A 16296-nucleotide genomic window follows, 5' to 3' on the forward strand; every position below is an offset into this window, starting at 1 on the left:
TGGGGCCTTCCTCTTACCAAGGCCCCCTCAACCCACTTCAACCTTTGAGGTCGATGATGAGACGAATGCCTGCCTTACTTCTCATTGGACTCTCGGCTCTGGCGGCTCCGGCCTGGGGGCAGACAGCCAAACAACCCAAGGTCGCCCCCGGTCCCAGCGAACCCGACTGGGATGTTGTTCTCAAGCAAAAGTACGGATTGTCGATGTTTGCGGACTTGCTCAACCCGGTGAAAACGACCGTCGAAGCCACGCCCGGGTTGTTCAAAAAGGCAGGGCCGGGGCCGGTGGAGTATCGACCGGCCATCGCTTTGGGGTTGGTCACCTTGAACCGGGGTGGTTGGTATGCGCCGACCAAGGATGATCGCGCTCCAGAGAAGCACGAACTCTGGTCATATACTTGGAAGAACACGACAGAGGACGTAGAAACGGGGAAGCGGCTTCCACCTCCCCTGGCGGCCGGCTCGACGACATCGTTCGAACCGGGAGAGAAGCCGTTTGGTCTCTGGGTTTCGAATGACGGGCTGAAGGACAGCCTGGTCTTCACGCAACCTCGGCTGGTGGCGGCGAACAACCCTCGTCTCGCCCGGCAGCCTTACAAGGTGATGATCTACCCCAATCGTGACTTGAAGTCGGGGAAGCTGATTCCGCACAGCTACCTCATCGGCTGGGAGTATTCGACCAACGACGACTTTCAAGACATCGTCTGCACCCTCGACAATGTCGACCTGGTGGACGAGGGGCCTGCTTCCGGTACCGAGAAATGAACTGCGGAAGCCTTTGCCCCAGGCCACTTTCCGGCGGGTGGGTTTGTCGCTGCCTTGAAGGGGCGGCCGTTCCTATCCAGGGGTGAAACTTCTGGAAAATCTCGGATGCGTATGTGTAATGCAATGCAGCCTCGCAGGGGTGACCGCGTCACCCCTTCGAGGCATTGCAAAAAAAGCGAACATCATTTTCTGGTGATCTTCCGCCCAACGACCGTGGACGGAGACTCGCGATTCGAGACGATGGTGAGTCAAGCGGGGGGGTTGGCCGCTTCCGTTTCCTTCGGGCTTTCCGGGGTTGGCCGATCCACCTTGGGGGCGTCCTGGGCTGGTTTGTCGGGCTCTGTCTGTGGTTTTGCCTCATCGGCCTTGGGTGTGGCCTCCTCGGCTTTCGGCTTGGCGTCCTCAGTCTGATTGGTTGACTTGGGCAGGGGGAGGGGAGGGACCGGCTTGCCCAGCTTTTCCAGGTAATAGGCCACGACCGGGCGGGTCGGCAGGTTGGGCAACAAGTTCAGGGCTGCGATGAAATCCTCCGCCGCCTGAGTGGACTCGCCCGATTCGAGCTCGCAGAGTGCGAGCTCGTTCTGCCAGCCTGCCTGGGTCGTCAATTTTCCAGGCAGGTTCATCAAGGTCGTGCTGGCCGACTTCGCTTCGCCGTGAAGCAGCGACGTTCCCGCCCCCAGCGCCGCGAAACTTCGCTCGAAGCGGATCTGCCTGATGCCGTAGTTCCTCCAGAGGGATGCCGCGTAACTGTAATTGCCAAGCAGAAAGTAAACGCGTCCCTGGCGGTAGGCGGAGGTCCCTGGTTCTGCCCCGAGCGTGGGGTCATCAATGGTGGTGCTTGTGGCCAGGATGTCGAGTGCCTTCTCGGGCTGGCCGGTGTCGCAGTAAAGATCGACCAGCAGCGGTTTCACGGTGTTGACCGAGACGTTGATCTGAAGCGCTTCTTCCAGTTCCTGGATCGCCAGCCCAGGCGCGCCCTGGCGCATGGCGTAGTCCGCGCGTTCGATCGGTCCGAGTTGTTGCTCACCGAGCATCTCCGTCAGGCTCTCTTGAAGCTGCTTGATCTGGTCGTCGAGCAGGTTGAATTGCCGGCTCAGTTGGCTCTGAAATTCCGGATTCTCCTGATCCGAGTGCGCGAGTGCCGCCTGGAGTCGGTCACGGGTCAGATCAAGGAAGTTCATAGACATGTAGAGTTCAGAGAGCTCGAGGTTGAGTCGGAAGAGAGCCAGGCGTTCCTCACGCCGCTTGGGAGGCGGGGTTGACTGGATGGCGAAATTCAGCGAGGTCACGCGCTGGCGGAACCGATTCATGAGCAGTCGAGGCTGGAGAACGACCCGGTTCAGGGCGTCGCGATTTTCGGGAGTCAGCTTGATACCGGTTAGCAGGGCGGATTCCTGGATCATCAGGTCGCGATAGGCCCGGCTCAAGATCCGGTACGCTTGCGTATCGTCCGGTTTTCGGCTGAGCGCGATCCTTGCTTCACGGATCGCCAGGAGACAGCGGGCGGGATCCGGGATTGATGTGGCATCGGCCTCGCTCGTCAGGCCCTGCAACCAACGCTCCGCCGCCTCGGTATGGGGTTGCGGATAGGTCCCGAAGCGATTCTGAAAGATCTCGTCCATGCGGCCCACCGGGGTGGGAGGCCGGTCAAAGGGGGGGAGGGCCTTCTCCGAGCGATAAGCGAGCGTTTCGGGCTCGAGCCGGGACGACTCGAAAAAGGCGAGGTCGGCTGCCGGAGCGTCGGCGCGGCCGAACATGACCACGCTGCCATCGTCATAGAAGGGGATCCAGTTGGGGCTCTGCATCAAGCTCCGATAGGTCTTCGGGGCGGTCGACGGCTCGATCATCACGGCGCTGATCCCAGAGCGGTCGAGGAGCGGCTTCCAGGTCTGGACCGCATCTTCGGCCAGTGCCAGGCGGATCTGGTGCAATTCCTCCTGGAGCGCCTGCGGGTAGAGGTGCGCGCGGCCGTCGATGAACGGGCGCTGGTGAGGGGAAGCCCTCCAGATCAGCGAATCGCCCTGCAACCGCGTTGTGTTGAGGATATGGCCTTGGATCTTCGCCGACTTGAGATAGTCGGCCGCCTCGAAGGCGAAGTCGTCGGGGTTGAAGCCAAACCCAAAAACACTCTCACCTGTCGTCCGGCCGTAGCCGGTCAGGCATTTGGCCACCAGGAGAAAAACCAGAAGAATGGTCACGAAGCGACCGCCGGTCGACCAGGCTGTCCACCCTCGGCCGAGACGACCTTCCAGCCCAAACCGGTCTTGATACCACTCCTGACCATTCAACATCAGCGTGGCGGCGAAGATGATCGCGAAGTAGCTGCCAAACCGGATGTAGAGGGCCCAAAGGAAGGCCATGATCGCGAACGTCAGGAATCGACTGGCCGAGAATCGCTTGCGGTTCAGTACGAACGAGAAGAGGCCCAGGAGCACGATCACCAGGTAGAAGGCGATCAGTAGCATCCAGACCGAACCCGGCTGCGTGGGGTTCCGCCCGCGAATCCCCTTGCCGAAGTACGAGAGCTGCTCGCTGGAGACGACGCCTCCCGCCGACTGGAAGAGTTGAAGGAAAGGCTCGAAGGCGGCCAGATAGGCCAGGTGCCAGGACGGGTTGAGCAAGCAAGCCGCGGCGCAGAGGCCGACCAAGCTCAGGCCCCGAGTCCAGGGCAAGGGGTCCACCCCTTCCTTGGGGCCGGCCGTTCGGAAACGGCGGCCGATGACCGTTGCCGTGAGCAGGAAGAGGCCGATCAGGAAGGAGTCGCTGACGTTGGCCCAGAGCAGAAACAAGGGGACCAACCCATAAGCGGCACGCGGCCGATCAAGGTTGATCGTGCGGTGCAAGAGCAGCAACTCCACCGCAAGGAAGAGCTGTCCCCACGTCTCCGGTGAAACGGAGGCCGGCCCTGCGATCCCACCGAGCATCACGCCCAACGGACTGTAGACGGCTCCCAGTGCGAGGGTGGCGCAAACGGCCGACCACCACAAGCCCGGTCCGGAGCGTCGTATCCCGAGCAACACGAGCAACGTTGCGACTCGGATCAGGGCCGTTAAACCGACCAAGGCCCCCGCACCCACCTGCTCGGACCGACGCGTGGGCGAGATCACGTCATTATTGTCGGGTGGAACCAGGCGGTAGGCCCCATCGTAGAGCAGGGCATGACTCCATTCAAAGAGCCAGGGGATGTTGATCCAGCGTTTGCCTTGCATCGTATACGAAAAGGGATCCGCGACGAGCGGTACCGGTACCCCTTTGGCTGCCATAACTTGGCCGGACTTTAGCTGTGACCAGATCGAGGAGTGGGAGATCTTATTGGCCGAGGCGACAAAGACCAGTAAGACGACTCCGAGAACGACATAGAGGTCGTAATAGGCGTTCCATTCGCGCACTCGCTCCCCAGTCCAAGGCTCAGGCGCGGGAGGGGGCGTCTCGGCGACCGCTACTGCATCGACGGAGGAGGCCGTTTTTTCGGACTCGGAGCGAGATACAGGCGTTTCGGATTGGGTCATCAGATCAGTCGCGGCTGGGGATGAGTAATGAAAGATGGCGCGTACGCCGTAAGGGTGAAGCGAGGTCACTATGCTAGAAGCCCTTCACAGGCTCGGTCAAGGGGGGTGGATGTTTCCCATCAAGGTCTCGTTTGAGGGTCCGTTGACTTCCGTTTCCCCTAATCTAGAATGCGAGGGTCCAAGAATTGCGGGAAGATTGAGTTAAGATGTTTAAGAGTGCGGGAATTGATGTCCGTGGGCCGCGAGTTCGCGTAATGAGAATACTCACCGCCATTCCTGTTCACAATGAAGAGGCTCACCTCGAGTCCGTTCTGACCGAGGTTCTGCGCTTCAGCGAGGACGTTCTCGTTGTGGACGATGGTTCCACCGACCGAACTCCCGACCTGCTCCGGAACTTCTCGTCGGTCCAGGTGATTCGTCACCCCAAGAACCTTGGATACGGCGCGGGGCTCCGCAGCGCATTCGAGCGGACCCTTGAGGGGAAGTACGACGGCTTGGTCACGCTCGATTGTGATGGCCAGCACGAGCCTTGCCGGATCCCCGAAATCGCGTCGCACCTGGACCAGGCGGACATCGTTTCGGGGAGCCGATATCTGCAGATCTTCGACCCGTCGCAGATCCCACCCGAAGAGCGGCGGCGGATCAACGTCGAGGTGACGCGCTGGCTCAATGAGTGCCTTGGGCTCAACGTGACCGACGCCTTCTGCGGCTTCAAAGCCTATCGGGCCTCGGCGCTCCCTGCGTTCGAGATCACCGACCTGGGTTATGCCATGCCGCTCCAGGTCTGGGTCCAGGCGGTCGCGCATCAGTTGTCGATCCTCGAGGTGCCTGTCCCCTTGATCTATCTCGACGAGTCGCGAGCCTTCGGGGGCGCCCTCGACCAGGCCGACTATCGTTTGAACCACTATCGGTCGGTCTTTCACGAAGCGATGCGCCGAGCGGGCCTCGAGGTTTCCGGGGGATGTCGTTGATGAGCACCCACCGCCTGCGGGCCCCTTCAGACGACGGAGCCTTGCTCGCGGTTCCTCCCCTGGGCGAGGCGGCCCCGGTCACCGCGGGCAATGTCGAACGCTTGGGACGCTGGGACTACGACTTTCAAGGGAGGCGGTCCAGTCGGCTCCGTGGCCAAGTGCGCTCGCAGGTCCTCAAAGGGGCACGCGACTACCTGACTCGGCTCGGACTCGATGTTCCGGCCCATGCCGACTCGTCGGTCCCCTTGGTCGTGACCGGGCATCAACCCGAGCTGTATCATCCGGGCGTCTGGGTCAAGAATTTCGCCGTTGCCGCGCTCGCCCAACACCAGCGCGGGATCGGCCTGAATTTCATCGTTGATAACGACCTTCACAAGTCGTCGGCCATTCGTGTTCCTCAGAAGAGCGTCGACGGTGGTCTCCAGGTCCAACGCGTCGAGTACGATCAGTGGACAGGCGATCTCCCGTTTGAAGATCTGAATGTGAAAGATGAAGGCCTCTTCGAGTCGTTCGGGACCCGCGTCCGCGCTGTCTTGACCGACTCCGTGGCCGACCCTCTGATCGACACGTTCTGGCCGCTGGTCCTCAAACGCCGTGAGCAGACCCGGCGACTCGGCTTGCGGTTCGCTGCGGCCCGTCGCGAGCTCGAAGGTTCGTGGGGGGTCCACAACGCCGAGATTCCGCTGAGTGCCGTGTGCGAGACCGAAGGGTTTCTTTGGTTCGCCTCACACCTCCTGGCGGATCTACCCCGGTTTCAAACCGTACACAACGAGGCCCTGGCCCGCTACCGCGCCCGGTATCAGATCCGGAGCCGGCACCATCCGGTTCCCGCGTTGAGTCGTCAGGATGAGTGGCGTGAGGCCCCATTCTGGGTCTGGCGTGGTTCGGAACCGAGACGCCGATCGCTCTTTGTCCGGCAACTCCCTCGAACCATGGAACTTCGCGCGGGGGGCGAGGATCAGCCGTTCCTCGAACTGCCGCTGGCCCCCGACCGCGACGCCTGTTGTGCCGTTGAGCAATTGCTGAACCTGCCGGCCCAGAGGATCCGACTGAGGACGCGGGCGCTCACGACCACGATGTTTGCTCGTCTCTTGCTCGGTGACCTCTTCGTCCATGGTATCGGCGGTGCCAAGTACGATGAGTTGGGCGACGAGATTATCCGTGGCTTCTTCGCGATCGAGCCGCCCGACTACCTGACGCTTTCGATGACCCTTTGGCTGGGGCTCGGTCTTGACCCGGCCGGCGCGGAACGTCTGGCTTCGCTCAATCGCAGTCTCCGCGACCTGACTTATAATCCTGACCGTCACGTCGCGGAACTGACGCCCGAAACGCAAGCGCTCGTGGCCGCGAAACAGGCTGCGATTGCATCTTCGGTCGCGTCGCACCAAGAGCGGCTTGCGAGATTCCAGGAGATCCGCCGGCTGAATGAATCGCTCCAGGTCGGAGTGAATCCGATCCGCGATCAGTTGCAAGCCGAGCAAGCACGCATGGTGGCAGTCGTGGGGCGAAATGTGGTGGCACGGAACCGAGAATACGCCTTTGTGTTGCATTCTGAGCGTCGATTGCACGAAGTGCTGGTCGGATCGATGGGCCTGCCCGCGTCGGGTGAATGAGTCCTGTCGAAAAAAACGGCAAAAAGTCCGCCCTTGATTGCGGCGAACCCCTCGGTTTGGCCTTAGAATAATTGATGAGAGGGCATCAATGAGGCAACGGCTCCGGTCGAGCGGTTCGATCCTCCGCCCCGCTTCGAGTTCCAGGCGGCGCGTCTCCAAGGTGGTCGTCCCGATGAAAGTTCCCTCGCCGGTTATCCGGCTCCCGATTCGTCGCGGCTCCGTCGAATTCTGCCTCGGCACCGAGGCAGACCATGAAGCTGTCTATCAGTCGCTGCTGCACGTCTTCCACGGTCCCGACCGTGAGGCGTACTTAGGGGCGCTGAGCGACCCGACCTACCGGCCGGAGCAACGTTTGCTCGTCAAGGTGGATAACCGGCTGGTGAGCCATATCCATCTGACGGAACGGCGGATCCGCTATGGTTCGGTCGAGTTGCCGCTGAACGGCGTGATGTGGGTTGGAACGCTGCCCGAGTATCGGGGCATGGGTTTTGCGCAGAACCTCATGAGGCTGGCTGACGACCGTGCTCGCGAAACAGGGGCGGCCGTTCAGGCCCTGACGACCGGTATGCCCCAGTTCTACCGTCCTCTGGGATGGGGAGTCTGCGGTCGCCAGACCTTCGGCCAGACTCTGAGCCGCAACCTCCCCCAGGTCAGCGATGGCCTGATCGAGGGACGGAGCGGCTTCTGGAACGTGCGTCCCTGGCGTCAGGTCGAGCTGAACGACCTGATGGCCCTCTACGAACTCCAGTACGCCGATACTACGGGAGCCGTGGTTCGATCCGAGGATTACTGGCGGTGGATTATCGGCCGCAAATACGCCCACGTGATTTGGGTTGCCTGCCAGGGGGAAACGGTTCGCGGCTACGCGTTCGTCAAGGACCACAAGATCCTCGAGATCGCGTCGCACCCGGCTCATCCGCAGGCGCTCAAAGCCTTGCTCGGACGTGTACGAGCTGAGGCCTTGGAACGCGCTTACCCCGAGGTGATCGTGCAAGCCCCGGTCGATCATCCGGTGCTCGAGGCCTTCCGCGCGGCTTCAGGTAAGGTCATCGACCAGGAGGATTACGAAGGGACGTGTTCGATGTATCACATTCCCAACATCGATCTGTTCCTCGAGTCGATCCTCCCTGAACTCGCTCGTCGCGCTGAGCATGCAGGGGCGTCGGTCCCGCTGGAACTGGGAATGACCGTGGGAGATCGACGCTGGCTGATTCATATCGAAGGGAAGAAATCGCGGGTCGAATCGGACAAGCTCAGCCGACGACACCTGACGCTCTCACCCTCGACCTTGGTCCGGCTCTTGATGGGCCATTGCGGGATCGATGGCGCGGCCACCGAGGAAGGATTTGAGTCGTCCACCGGCACCGCCCTCGACGCCGCGCGGATCCTCTTTCCGGTCCGACCGATCTGGCGAAGCCCTCTCGATAGCGCCACCGCATAGAGAAGGGCTCCATGCGGTCTCCTACGCCTTGAAAGAAAAAGGCAGCGACCGGGAACGAACAAAGAGCGGCCGACTGGGCCGCTCTTTGTTCATTTGGACTGTTCTCGAGAGAGGGATCCGACTTCGCATCCCCTGCTCAATCAATTGCGGGCGTAGTGGTTTCTGACCGATGGGGATGCCAGGTAGGCTGAGACCGCCGCGTAGGCCAGGAGGATTGCGATCCCGAGCCCGAGCTTCTGAGAATCGAGGTGATCGGTAATCGGCTCGATGGCCACGTTCGCGGCGTCAGGGTCATCGGCGTTGTGCTTGACCTCAACGGTCCGAGTGGCCTGGTTTGCTTCGAAGACGGGCATCGCGATCAGGGCCGCGACGTCGATCATGGCTCCGAGTGCGAGTGCGACCATGAGAAGCTTGGCGGTTCGACCGCGGAGCAGATGCACGGCCGCGAAACAACCAAAGAGGCAGACGGGGATGAAATACTGGCAACCATCAACCCCCTTGAACCACTGGACCGTGGAGTAGAGGGCCAGGATCAAGCTGCCCAGAAGCGACACCAGCGCAATAATCGTCACCGGGAGCGGAGGCCCTGAGGATCGCAACGGTGCCGAGGGGAGCAGGTCATCGTTGTCGAGTTGAACGCGCGCCCCCGATTCCAGGTCGAGGCCGCAGGACGAACAGATCGACATCCCCACGGGCACAACGCCGCCGCAGGTCGGACAACGACGCGCCTTCGACCGTGCTTCCGCGGCCAACTTCCGTCGAGGAACGGTTTGTCGTTCGTCAAAAAGCATTAGGGCATCGGCGGCCGTGTCGGTGGCGGCGGGCTTGGCCGCGCCGGCCGGCGCCGAAGCGGCCTCGGTCATCAACGGGAGATCGAAAGTCTCTCTCAGATCCCCCGCAGACGTTGGCAAGGAAAAATCACCGTGGCCGCCCGACTGGAGCAGTGAGGAAGAGGCGGCTCGGGCGTCGACATCGCTCCGCTCCGTTGTGGGATATTGCGACGAGTCGGGGCCGACCACGAACTTGGTCCCGCACTTGGGGCACTTCAGCCGCTTCCCACCCGAGTTTTCGGGCAGGTTGAGGATGACCCCACATTGATTGCATTGAATGGTGCGAGGCATATTTATTTATCCGTAGTCCCATCGCTGTCTACAAGTATCAAGTAAGCGAGTGTTCGTTCACCACGCCGGAATCTTGTCGAAACCTTGAGGGCCTGAGCGACCAAGCGTCCTCTAAAGTTATACCCCGAAACAGTTATCGAGTTCCGAACCTTCGTCAGCTTTTCGTGAAAAGCCTTCGGAATTCTCACTCCCGGACTCCACCCAAGCTGACAATCCGGCATGGCGATCCCACGCTTGAACCTAAATGACACCAAACGTTGCGGCAGTCGAGTCAAGAGGTTATGGACATGGAGCAGTCCCCTTCTCGACGCTGCGGCGAGTGACATCGTGACGGTAGTCGAACATCCGATTCAATCGCGCTTCGACGAATTTCTTCCCGAAACGTCGCCCCAGCCAACCCAGGGGGGGCGTGTAGTCGACCTCGTCTCTCAGGATCGTTCCCCCCGCCTCGTCATCGAGAAAGAGGTGACGGTGATACCAGTGGGCAAAGGGGCCGCTCACCTGTCGATCCGCAAAGAGTCGCCCAGGTTCGTACTCGGTATGCTCGGCGACCCAACGCAGTGGGATCGGCCCAAGCCTCACTTTCAAGACCACCCGACTTCCAGGGCGGAGCGAATCCCCCCCTTCAACTAACTCGACAGGCTCCCAGGGAGGCGACAAACGTTCAAGGGCCCCACGGCTCTCATGGAATGCAAAGACAGCCGAGGGGGGCGCAGCGATTCGCGATTCTTTGACGAAACGCATCCTCACCTCGAGTCGGAGATGAACCAGCCATCAGCCAAGCAGGCGAAGCCACCGTAACTCTCGGTTCCAACGAGGAAACGTCCTACTGACCGTTTCCTTAGTTTAGTGTGAGGCATTCCCCGACGTTTGTCAATAATGCGTCCGCGTGCGTGAGTGATTGCAATGATTGACGCAGTGGTTTTCTGTCATGAGAGGTTCTCGATTTTTCGGAGAAATAGGAGCAAGGGTTCGGGACTTGCATCACGCGGGTCGCAAGTCCTTGACCGAATCCCAGATGGGAGTTATCGTGACGGCTAGATTTTTCGATTTTTCGACAACGGTCGTTATTGCCGAGTGATTCTTTGCCTGGAACCTCCTCGACGATGGTCCGAGTGACTCGTCGAGGATGAGTCGCCGATTGTGGCGGGAACGTGACTGCCGGGTTGCGCCGCCCGATGGACGCTGACTCCCATCCCCGGAGCGAACACTGATGACTGAGAAACCAGAGCTGACCCGTCGAAGCTTCATCGAGACGGCAGGTGTGGCGACGGGGGCCGTGGTGGCCGCCAGCACTTTTGCCCATCCTGCCATCGGCAAGAACGTGAAGGGGGCCAACGATCGGCTCAACTTCGCGATCCTCGGGCCCGGCGGACGCGCCCAGGCGCACATCGGCCACCTGTTGGCGATGAAGAAGGAAGAGAAGCCCGTTGACATCGTTGCGGTCTGCGACGTGTGGGACGGCAACAAGGCCGTGGGGCGAGGGCTCTATCCCTCGGCCGAGCGTTGCGGCCTGGATCCGAATGACAAAGCGCATGTCACCAAGGATTATCGCAAGCTTCTCGAATCCAAGGACATCGACGCGGTCGTCATCGGCACGCCCGACCACTGGCACGCCAAGATGTCGATCGACGCCATGGACGCCGGCAAGGACGTCTATTGCGAGAAGCCGATGACCCACACGATCGACGAGGCCCGCCAGGTGGCCGAGACGGTCAAGCGGACCCGGCAGATCTTCACCGTCGGCGTTCAGTCGACGGCGCATCCCCAGTGGAAGATGGCCAACGAGCTGGTGACCCAGGGCAAGATCGGCAAGATCGTCCAGGGGCAGACTCAGTACTACCGCAACAGCGACGTCGGGCAGTGGCGGTATTACAAGCTGACCGAGGACATGAACCCGAAAACGGTCGACTGGAAGATGTTCCTCGGCACCGAATTCGGCCTGGCCCCCGAGCAGCCCTTCAACCGCGCCCGCTATGCTCAGTGGCGCTGTTACTGGGATTTCGGCGGCGGCATGTACACCGACCTGTTCGTCCACCAGCTCACCCACCTGATCACGGCGATGGGTGTTCGGCTCCCGAGCCGGGTGGTCGGCGGTGGTGGCCTCTACATGGAGTATGACGGCCGAGAAGTGCCGGACGTCGCAACGGTCGTGGCCGACTACGAGGAAGGTTGCCAGGTCCTCATCACCGCGACGATGACCAACAAGACGACCATCGACGAGGTCATCCGCGGCCACACCGGCTCGATCGTGTTCACGGCCGATGGCTTCGACGTGATTCCGCAGACGCCGGATGGTGCCCCCGCTCCGCCGACCCGCAACTCCAATAATGGCGGCGGCACGCACCACAACGCCAAGTTCGATCCCAGCGGAGACAAAGACACCCGGGCGCTCTGGGACCACTTCATCGAGTGCATCCGCTCGAGGAACCCCGAGACCCGCTGCCCGGCCGACCTCGGCTATGCCGCGATCGCGACGGTCAACATGGGCGTTCAGTCGTACCGCGAAGGCAAGGCGCTCTTCCTCGACAAGGGCACAGGCGCTGTCACCGAGGCCGACCGGTCTTGGGCCGCCCGTTGGGAAGAGCGAAGCAAGCTTCGCGGCAAGCCGAACCACGTGATCGGCTGGAAGGCCGGCGACGAAGGCTCGTTGCTCCATCCCCCCGAGTACCAGAAGCTCGAAGGGGATTGGATCGACGGTGAGGATCCCGCCGCAAAGGCGTGAACTCAGAGTCTTTGACGCAATGAGTCACGGCCGCTTCCGAAACACTCGTTTCGGAAGCGGCCGTTTCTTTTTTAAAGCGGGCTGGACTGGACAGGTGAATCCACTGATGGGCTAAGAGACGATCTCAGTCGGCGGGGCAAATCGGCCTCTTTGAGAGAGCCTCAGCCATCAAGGTGCGGACCGACTGATCTTTCCCCAGCGTTTGAGCAAGGCGGCTCCTGCGCCGCTGTCGACAACCTCAGCAGCTCGCTCGACTCCAGTACGAAGGGAGTCGGCCACTCCGGCCACCAGGAGCGCCGCGGCGCTATTGGCCAATACCATTGCGCGGACCGGTCCCTTCTCGCCGGCCAGGAACCGGGTGATCCGCTCTGCGCTTTCGGGGGGACCCGAGACGCGGAGGTCTTCAGCGTCGGTGGGTGCGAGCCCAAAGTCGTCGGCATGCCAGCTCTTGAAGGTTATGACACCCGACTCGACCCAGCGGACCCGTGTCTGGCCTCCCAGGGTTACCTCGTCGAGGCCGTCGGAACCGGTCACCACCGCCGCCCGGCGGCAGCCGAGCCGTGCTAGGGCAGAGGCGACAAGTTCGGCCTGCTGCTCTCCAGGGACGCCGACGAGCTGAAAGTCAGGGCGCGAGGGGTTAGCCAGGGGGCCGACCAGGTTGAAGAGGGTACGGAAGGGAAGCTGGCGACGCACCGGGCCGGCGAACCTCAAAGCCGGGTGGTATTTGGGAGCGAAGAGAAACGTGATGCCTGTCTCGACGAGGCAACGGCGGACCACCGTCGGGTCGGCCTCAACGGAGACCCCGAGCTCGTTGAGAACCTCGGCGCTGCCCGAGTTGCCTGATGCGGAACGATTGCCGTGCTTGGCGATCGGTACTCCGCACGCGGCCACCACGATCGCGGCCGCAGTCGAGATGTTGACGGTGTTGGCACCGTCGCCGCCGGTCCCACAAGTATCCAGGAGGGAACCGGGGAGCCCTGTCGAATCCCAGCCCGACATCCGATCGCGGACGGCTTGGACGGCTCCGGTGAGCTCGTCGGCCGATTCGCCCTTGATGTGCAGGGCCGTCAGGAACGCGCTGATGAGCGTGTCACTGGCTTCTCCGGCCATGATCTCGGCGACCACAGCCGAGGTCTCCTGTACGGACAGGTCGCGACCCGGACCAAGAATTTTGAGTGCTTCACTCAGTCCGAATGTCATGGGAGGCTGACCGAGTGGTGTTCGATCGCACCTTCAACCAAGCGGTCGATCTCCAATTCGATTGCCTTCTGGTCGGTTGAACGGTTCAGTGCCTTGACTGCCTGGTCGGCGGTCGCGATCGACTGGCCATCGACCTTTGAGATGATGTCGTTGGCCTTGAACACGCCGGCTAATGGGCTATCGGGGGCGATCTTCGCCACCACGGCACCTTGGGGATTTCCCGGCAGGCCGAGCCGACGAGCTGTGGTGTCGTCGAGTGTCGAGAGTTCCAGGCCCAACGCATAATTCGAGGTCGGCGCCGGGCGGCCTGGGCGGCGGAGGGGGCCGCGAGGAAGCGAACGATCGGGAATAGGACCCGTCTGAACGACCGTTCGATCGCGTTCGCCCACCTTGACGGTCAATCGAATTTGCTTGCGTTCCCGGAGCACGATCAACTCGGCGGGTTGGCCAATGGGGGCCATCGAGACCATGTTGATGAGGTGGTTGAGGTCTTGAACCTCGACACCACGGAAGCGAAGGATGATGTCATCGTCCCGGAGGCCTGCATCCGCGGCAGGCGAGAATTGGTGGACGACCGAGACCCAGGCCCCCTTGGTGCGGTCAAGCCCGTGAGACAGGGCATCCTCGGTCCGATACTCCGTCTCGCGATGGAGGTCGATCCCGAGCGCACCGCGAGTCACCCGGCCATTGGCAATCAACTGGTTCATGATCCAATGGGCCAGGTTCATCGGAATGCTGAAGCCAACCCCTTCGTTACCGCCGCCGTTGGAGGCGATGGAGTTGTTGATGCCGATCACCTCGCCCTTCATGTTGACGAGCGGCCCTCCCGAATTTCCCGGGTTGATGGCCGCGTCGGTCTGGAGGAAGTCTTGGTTCTCGACATCCTCGAGCTCGTCCATATGCCGTCCTCGGGCGCTGATGATCCCTTGGCTAACCGAATGGGTCAGGCCGAACGGGCTTCCGAGGGCGAGGACCCAGGTTCCGACGGGGACGGCGTCACTATCGCCCAGGCGGGCCGCGGGCAGGTCGTCGCGGCCCAGGCCGAGGACCGCAATGTCGGCCTTGGCGTCGAGCCAGGTGCGGTTGGGGCGAATCGCCGTGCCATCTTTGAGGAAGATCTTGATCTTCTCGGGCTGGGCCCCATCAACGACGTGGTTGTTGGTCAGAACGTAAAGCTCTTTCCCACGGTCGGCCCGTACGATCACGCCTGATCCGGTCTCCTCGAAACGGCGGACGTGCGAGGAGTTATCCCCTTCCCCCCGGCTCGACTTCTGGGCCACGATATGAACCACGGACGGCGAGACCGCCTCGGCCACGAGCTCGAACGTGCGGTTGACATGGGCAAAGAGTTCGTACTGGCGGGCGACCTTTTCGTAGAGATCAGTCTCAGTCTTCGTTGTCGTCGCGTTCACGGGGCCTGTCGAGGCGAGACTGGAACTTGAGGCGGCCTCCGGTCGCGCTGTTCCGGTTGCTTGTGCCGAAACCAAGTGCCCGCCTCGACTGAAGGCCACACCAAGGATGACGCCAGTGGCTAGGGTCGCCAAAAGCAGATACGGGGATGAGGGGCGCGCCATGATTTACCGATCTCCACGCCAGGACCGACAGGAGGGCGGAGCCGAGGAGGTTTCGTTGAGGATATCTCTAGACCTACCAACCGGGCCGGCGAGCAGGCTTTCCACCACTAATATATCCCCGCGTCGCGGTGCAAGTCAAAGAGCGACTCGGCGCGAGGGGGCGAGGACCAGGGGAAATCGGCAAGACTCACATTCCGCTTTAACCGTTGTCCGAAGCGGGGAGCCCGCGCCGTCGCCCTCCCTTGTTTTGGCAAGGGCGTGTGCTCTGGACCGATCACTTTGTTCGTCAGCGATCGGGAAAAAAAAAGGAGGCCGCCGGATTTGCCGGCGGCCATCTCGCGATCGAATTCGAAGACTCTGGTCGAACCGTCCGCAGTGCGTTTAGCGGCCCGTTTCGCTCATGTCCATTTCGAAGTCGCTGAGTCGGATATCGGAGTCGCCGTCGCTGTCGTCGCTCGGCTTGTCGTAGATTTTCGCCCAGCGCTGATCGTCCGCGCCTGCGCCGAACGCCTGCCCCTGCCGCTCGTTCTCGCGCTGGCAGTCGATGCAGGTATTTGTGTACGGCAGTGCATTGAGGCGAGCTTCGGCAATTTTTGTGTTGCAAAATTCGCAACGGCCGTAAACGCCTTCAACGATCCGTTGCAAGGCATGCTCGATCTGGCCGAGTTCGCGACTTTCAATCTCGACCAACTGAGAGCAGATCTCATCGTTGGCGGTATCAACCGCGGCATCGACGTTATCACCAACAACATTGAGCGCGGCAAACTGACGGAAACTTTCCAGGTCACCGTTCAAAGCTTTCCGCAAGGCGTCACGACGAGCAACCAACCGTGAGTGAAGTCGAAGCAAGGCATCTTTGCGGGCCATGTTACACCTCCAGGTGTACGTCGAAGCGGATCAACGGTTGCCGAGATCGGACCGACGGACCCGCGCTATCACTCGGAGCAGAAAACCCGGTCACGAAAAAAAGAAACAGTTCCACGGATCCGAGATCAAAAAAAGTCGGACCGGGTTGTGTCCAACAGTCTAGAACCCGATCGCACCGATCCTGGCTGAACAACCCTCAAGGGGAAGGTCACGCGTCGTATCAGCCGAGCACATTATGCGCCATAGGCAAGAGACGGGGACCTTTTTTGTCGAGTCTCAGAACTTATACGTCGCTCAGACACAATGGTTTGCCATAATTCGGCTTTTTTTTTGGAACTGGGTTTGGTCACGGTTTCGAACACGACAATCCCTATTGAGTTCCACCGCCAAGCACCATGAACCGACCGCCGGAGTGGACCATTGAGACGCCAGAAACTTTCCGCGACAAGCCATCGACGTTCCCCATCGCTCAATGCCCCCCTTAGTCAGACGCAAATTCCGTCCATCATTA

Annotated in this window: 11 protein-coding genes; 5 read left to right on the forward strand and 6 right to left on the reverse strand. The window is 61.3% G+C overall.

Going from position 1 to position 16296, the window contains the following annotated elements; translation table 11 throughout:
• Positions 1–65: 65 nt before the first annotated feature.
• Entirely contained in the window at positions 66–764 is a 699-nt protein-coding gene (locus SINAC_RS24880) for a hypothetical protein (protein ID WP_020466748.1), read from the forward strand.
• 248 nt (positions 765–1012) lie between these two features.
• Here the strand turns inward: SINAC_RS24880 and SINAC_RS24885 are convergent, their stop codons facing one another.
• Positions 1013–4153, reverse strand: coding sequence for a tetratricopeptide repeat protein (locus SINAC_RS24885; protein WP_020466749.1), 3141 nt, complete (start codon positions 4151–4153; stop codon positions 1013–1015).
• Positions 4154–4527: 374 nt separating this feature from the next.
• Here SINAC_RS24885 and SINAC_RS24890 point away from each other — a divergent pair, with 374 nt between their 5' ends.
• The 3 genes from SINAC_RS24890 to SINAC_RS24900 all read left to right on the forward strand — a co-directional run bounded on the left by SINAC_RS24890 (position 4528) and on the right by SINAC_RS24900 (position 8298).
• The gene (locus SINAC_RS24890; protein ID WP_015248330.1) at positions 4528–5244 is read left to right on the forward strand and encodes a glycosyltransferase family 2 protein; all 717 of its coding nucleotides are present in this window, start codon (positions 4528–4530) and stop codon (positions 5242–5244) included.
• Positions 5244–6857 carry an OmpH family outer membrane protein gene (locus SINAC_RS24895; RefSeq protein ID WP_237722747.1) on the forward strand — a complete coding sequence of 538 codons (1614 nt, stop codon included), beginning with the start codon at positions 5244–5246 and terminating at the stop codon, positions 6855–6857. The genes SINAC_RS24890 and SINAC_RS24895 overlap by 1 nt, the downstream gene beginning before the upstream one ends.
• An 88-nt stretch (positions 6858–6945) precedes the next feature.
• Positions 6946–8298, forward strand: coding sequence for a GNAT family N-acetyltransferase (locus tag SINAC_RS24900; protein ID WP_015248332.1), 1353 nt, complete (start codon positions 6946–6948; stop codon positions 8296–8298).
• 140 nt (positions 8299–8438) lie between these two features.
• On the opposite strand, the gene SINAC_RS24905 is transcribed toward SINAC_RS24900, so the two are convergent.
• Positions 8439–9419, reverse strand: coding sequence for a zinc ribbon domain-containing protein (locus SINAC_RS24905; protein ID WP_015248333.1), 981 nt, complete (start codon positions 9417–9419; stop codon positions 8439–8441).
• Positions 9420–9698: 279 nt separating this feature from the next.
• A complete protein-coding gene (locus SINAC_RS24910; RefSeq protein WP_015248334.1) occupies positions 9699–10163 on the reverse strand; it encodes an SRPBCC family protein in 465 nt (154 codons plus the stop codon).
• Between the two features lie 469 nt (positions 10164–10632).
• Here SINAC_RS24910 and SINAC_RS24915 point away from each other — a divergent pair, with 469 nt between their 5' ends.
• Entirely contained in the window at positions 10633–12144 is a 1512-nt protein-coding gene (locus tag SINAC_RS24915) for a Gfo/Idh/MocA family protein (protein ID WP_015248335.1), read from the forward strand.
• 168 nt (positions 12145–12312) lie between these two features.
• On the opposite strand, the gene trpD is transcribed toward SINAC_RS24915, so the two are convergent.
• The 3 genes from trpD to SINAC_RS24930 form a co-directional block, all read right to left on the reverse strand.
• Entirely contained in the window at positions 12313–13344 is a 1032-nt protein-coding gene (gene trpD / locus SINAC_RS24920; protein WP_015248336.1) for an anthranilate phosphoribosyltransferase, read from the reverse strand.
• The gene (locus tag SINAC_RS24925; RefSeq protein ID WP_237722748.1) at positions 13341–14756 is read right to left on the reverse strand and encodes a trypsin-like peptidase domain-containing protein; all 1416 of its coding nucleotides are present in this window, start codon (positions 14754–14756) and stop codon (positions 13341–13343) included. The genes trpD and SINAC_RS24925 overlap by 4 nt, the downstream gene beginning before the upstream one ends.
• A 543-nt stretch (positions 14757–15299) precedes the next feature.
• Complete coding sequence (locus tag SINAC_RS24930; RefSeq protein WP_015248338.1) at positions 15300–15785, reverse strand: TraR/DksA family transcriptional regulator; 486 nt, start codon at positions 15783–15785, stop codon at positions 15300–15302.
• Positions 15786–16296: the final 511 nt, after the last annotated feature.

Origin of the sequence: Singulisphaera acidiphila DSM 18658 (assembly GCF_000242455.2) — a bacterium.
Taxonomy (GTDB): Bacteria; Planctomycetota; Planctomycetia; order Isosphaerales; family Isosphaeraceae; genus Singulisphaera; species Singulisphaera acidiphila.

What these genes read in the sequence shown, in the direction of transcription:
- SINAC_RS24880 (WP_020466748.1), top strand. Translation starts at nt 66, where the DNA reads ATGCCTGCCTTACTTCTCATTGGACTCTCGGCTCTGGCGGCTCCGGCC.
- SINAC_RS24890 (WP_015248330.1), top strand. Translation starts at nt 4,528, where the DNA reads ATGAGAATACTCACCGCCATTCCTGTTCACAATGAAGAGGCTCACCTC.
- SINAC_RS24895 (WP_237722747.1), top strand. Translation starts at nt 5,244, where the DNA reads ATGAGCACCCACCGCCTGCGGGCCCCTTCAGACGACGGAGCCTTGCTC.
- SINAC_RS24900 (WP_015248332.1), top strand. Translation starts at nt 6,946, where the DNA reads ATGAGGCAACGGCTCCGGTCGAGCGGTTCGATCCTCCGCCCCGCTTCG.
- SINAC_RS24905 (WP_015248333.1), bottom strand. Translation starts at nt 9,419, where the DNA reads ATGCCTCGCACCATTCAATGCAATCAATGTGGGGTCATCCTCAACCTG.
- SINAC_RS24910 (WP_015248334.1), bottom strand. Translation starts at nt 10,163, where the DNA reads ATGCGTTTCGTCAAAGAATCGCGAATCGCTGCGCCCCCCTCGGCTGTC.
- SINAC_RS24915 (WP_015248335.1), top strand. Translation starts at nt 10,633, where the DNA reads ATGACTGAGAAACCAGAGCTGACCCGTCGAAGCTTCATCGAGACGGCA.
- trpD (WP_015248336.1), bottom strand. Translation starts at nt 13,344, where the DNA reads ATGACATTCGGACTGAGTGAAGCACTCAAAATTCTTGGTCCGGGTCGC.
- SINAC_RS24930 (WP_015248338.1), bottom strand. Translation starts at nt 15,785, where the DNA reads ATGGCCCGCAAAGATGCCTTGCTTCGACTTCACTCACGGTTGGTTGCT.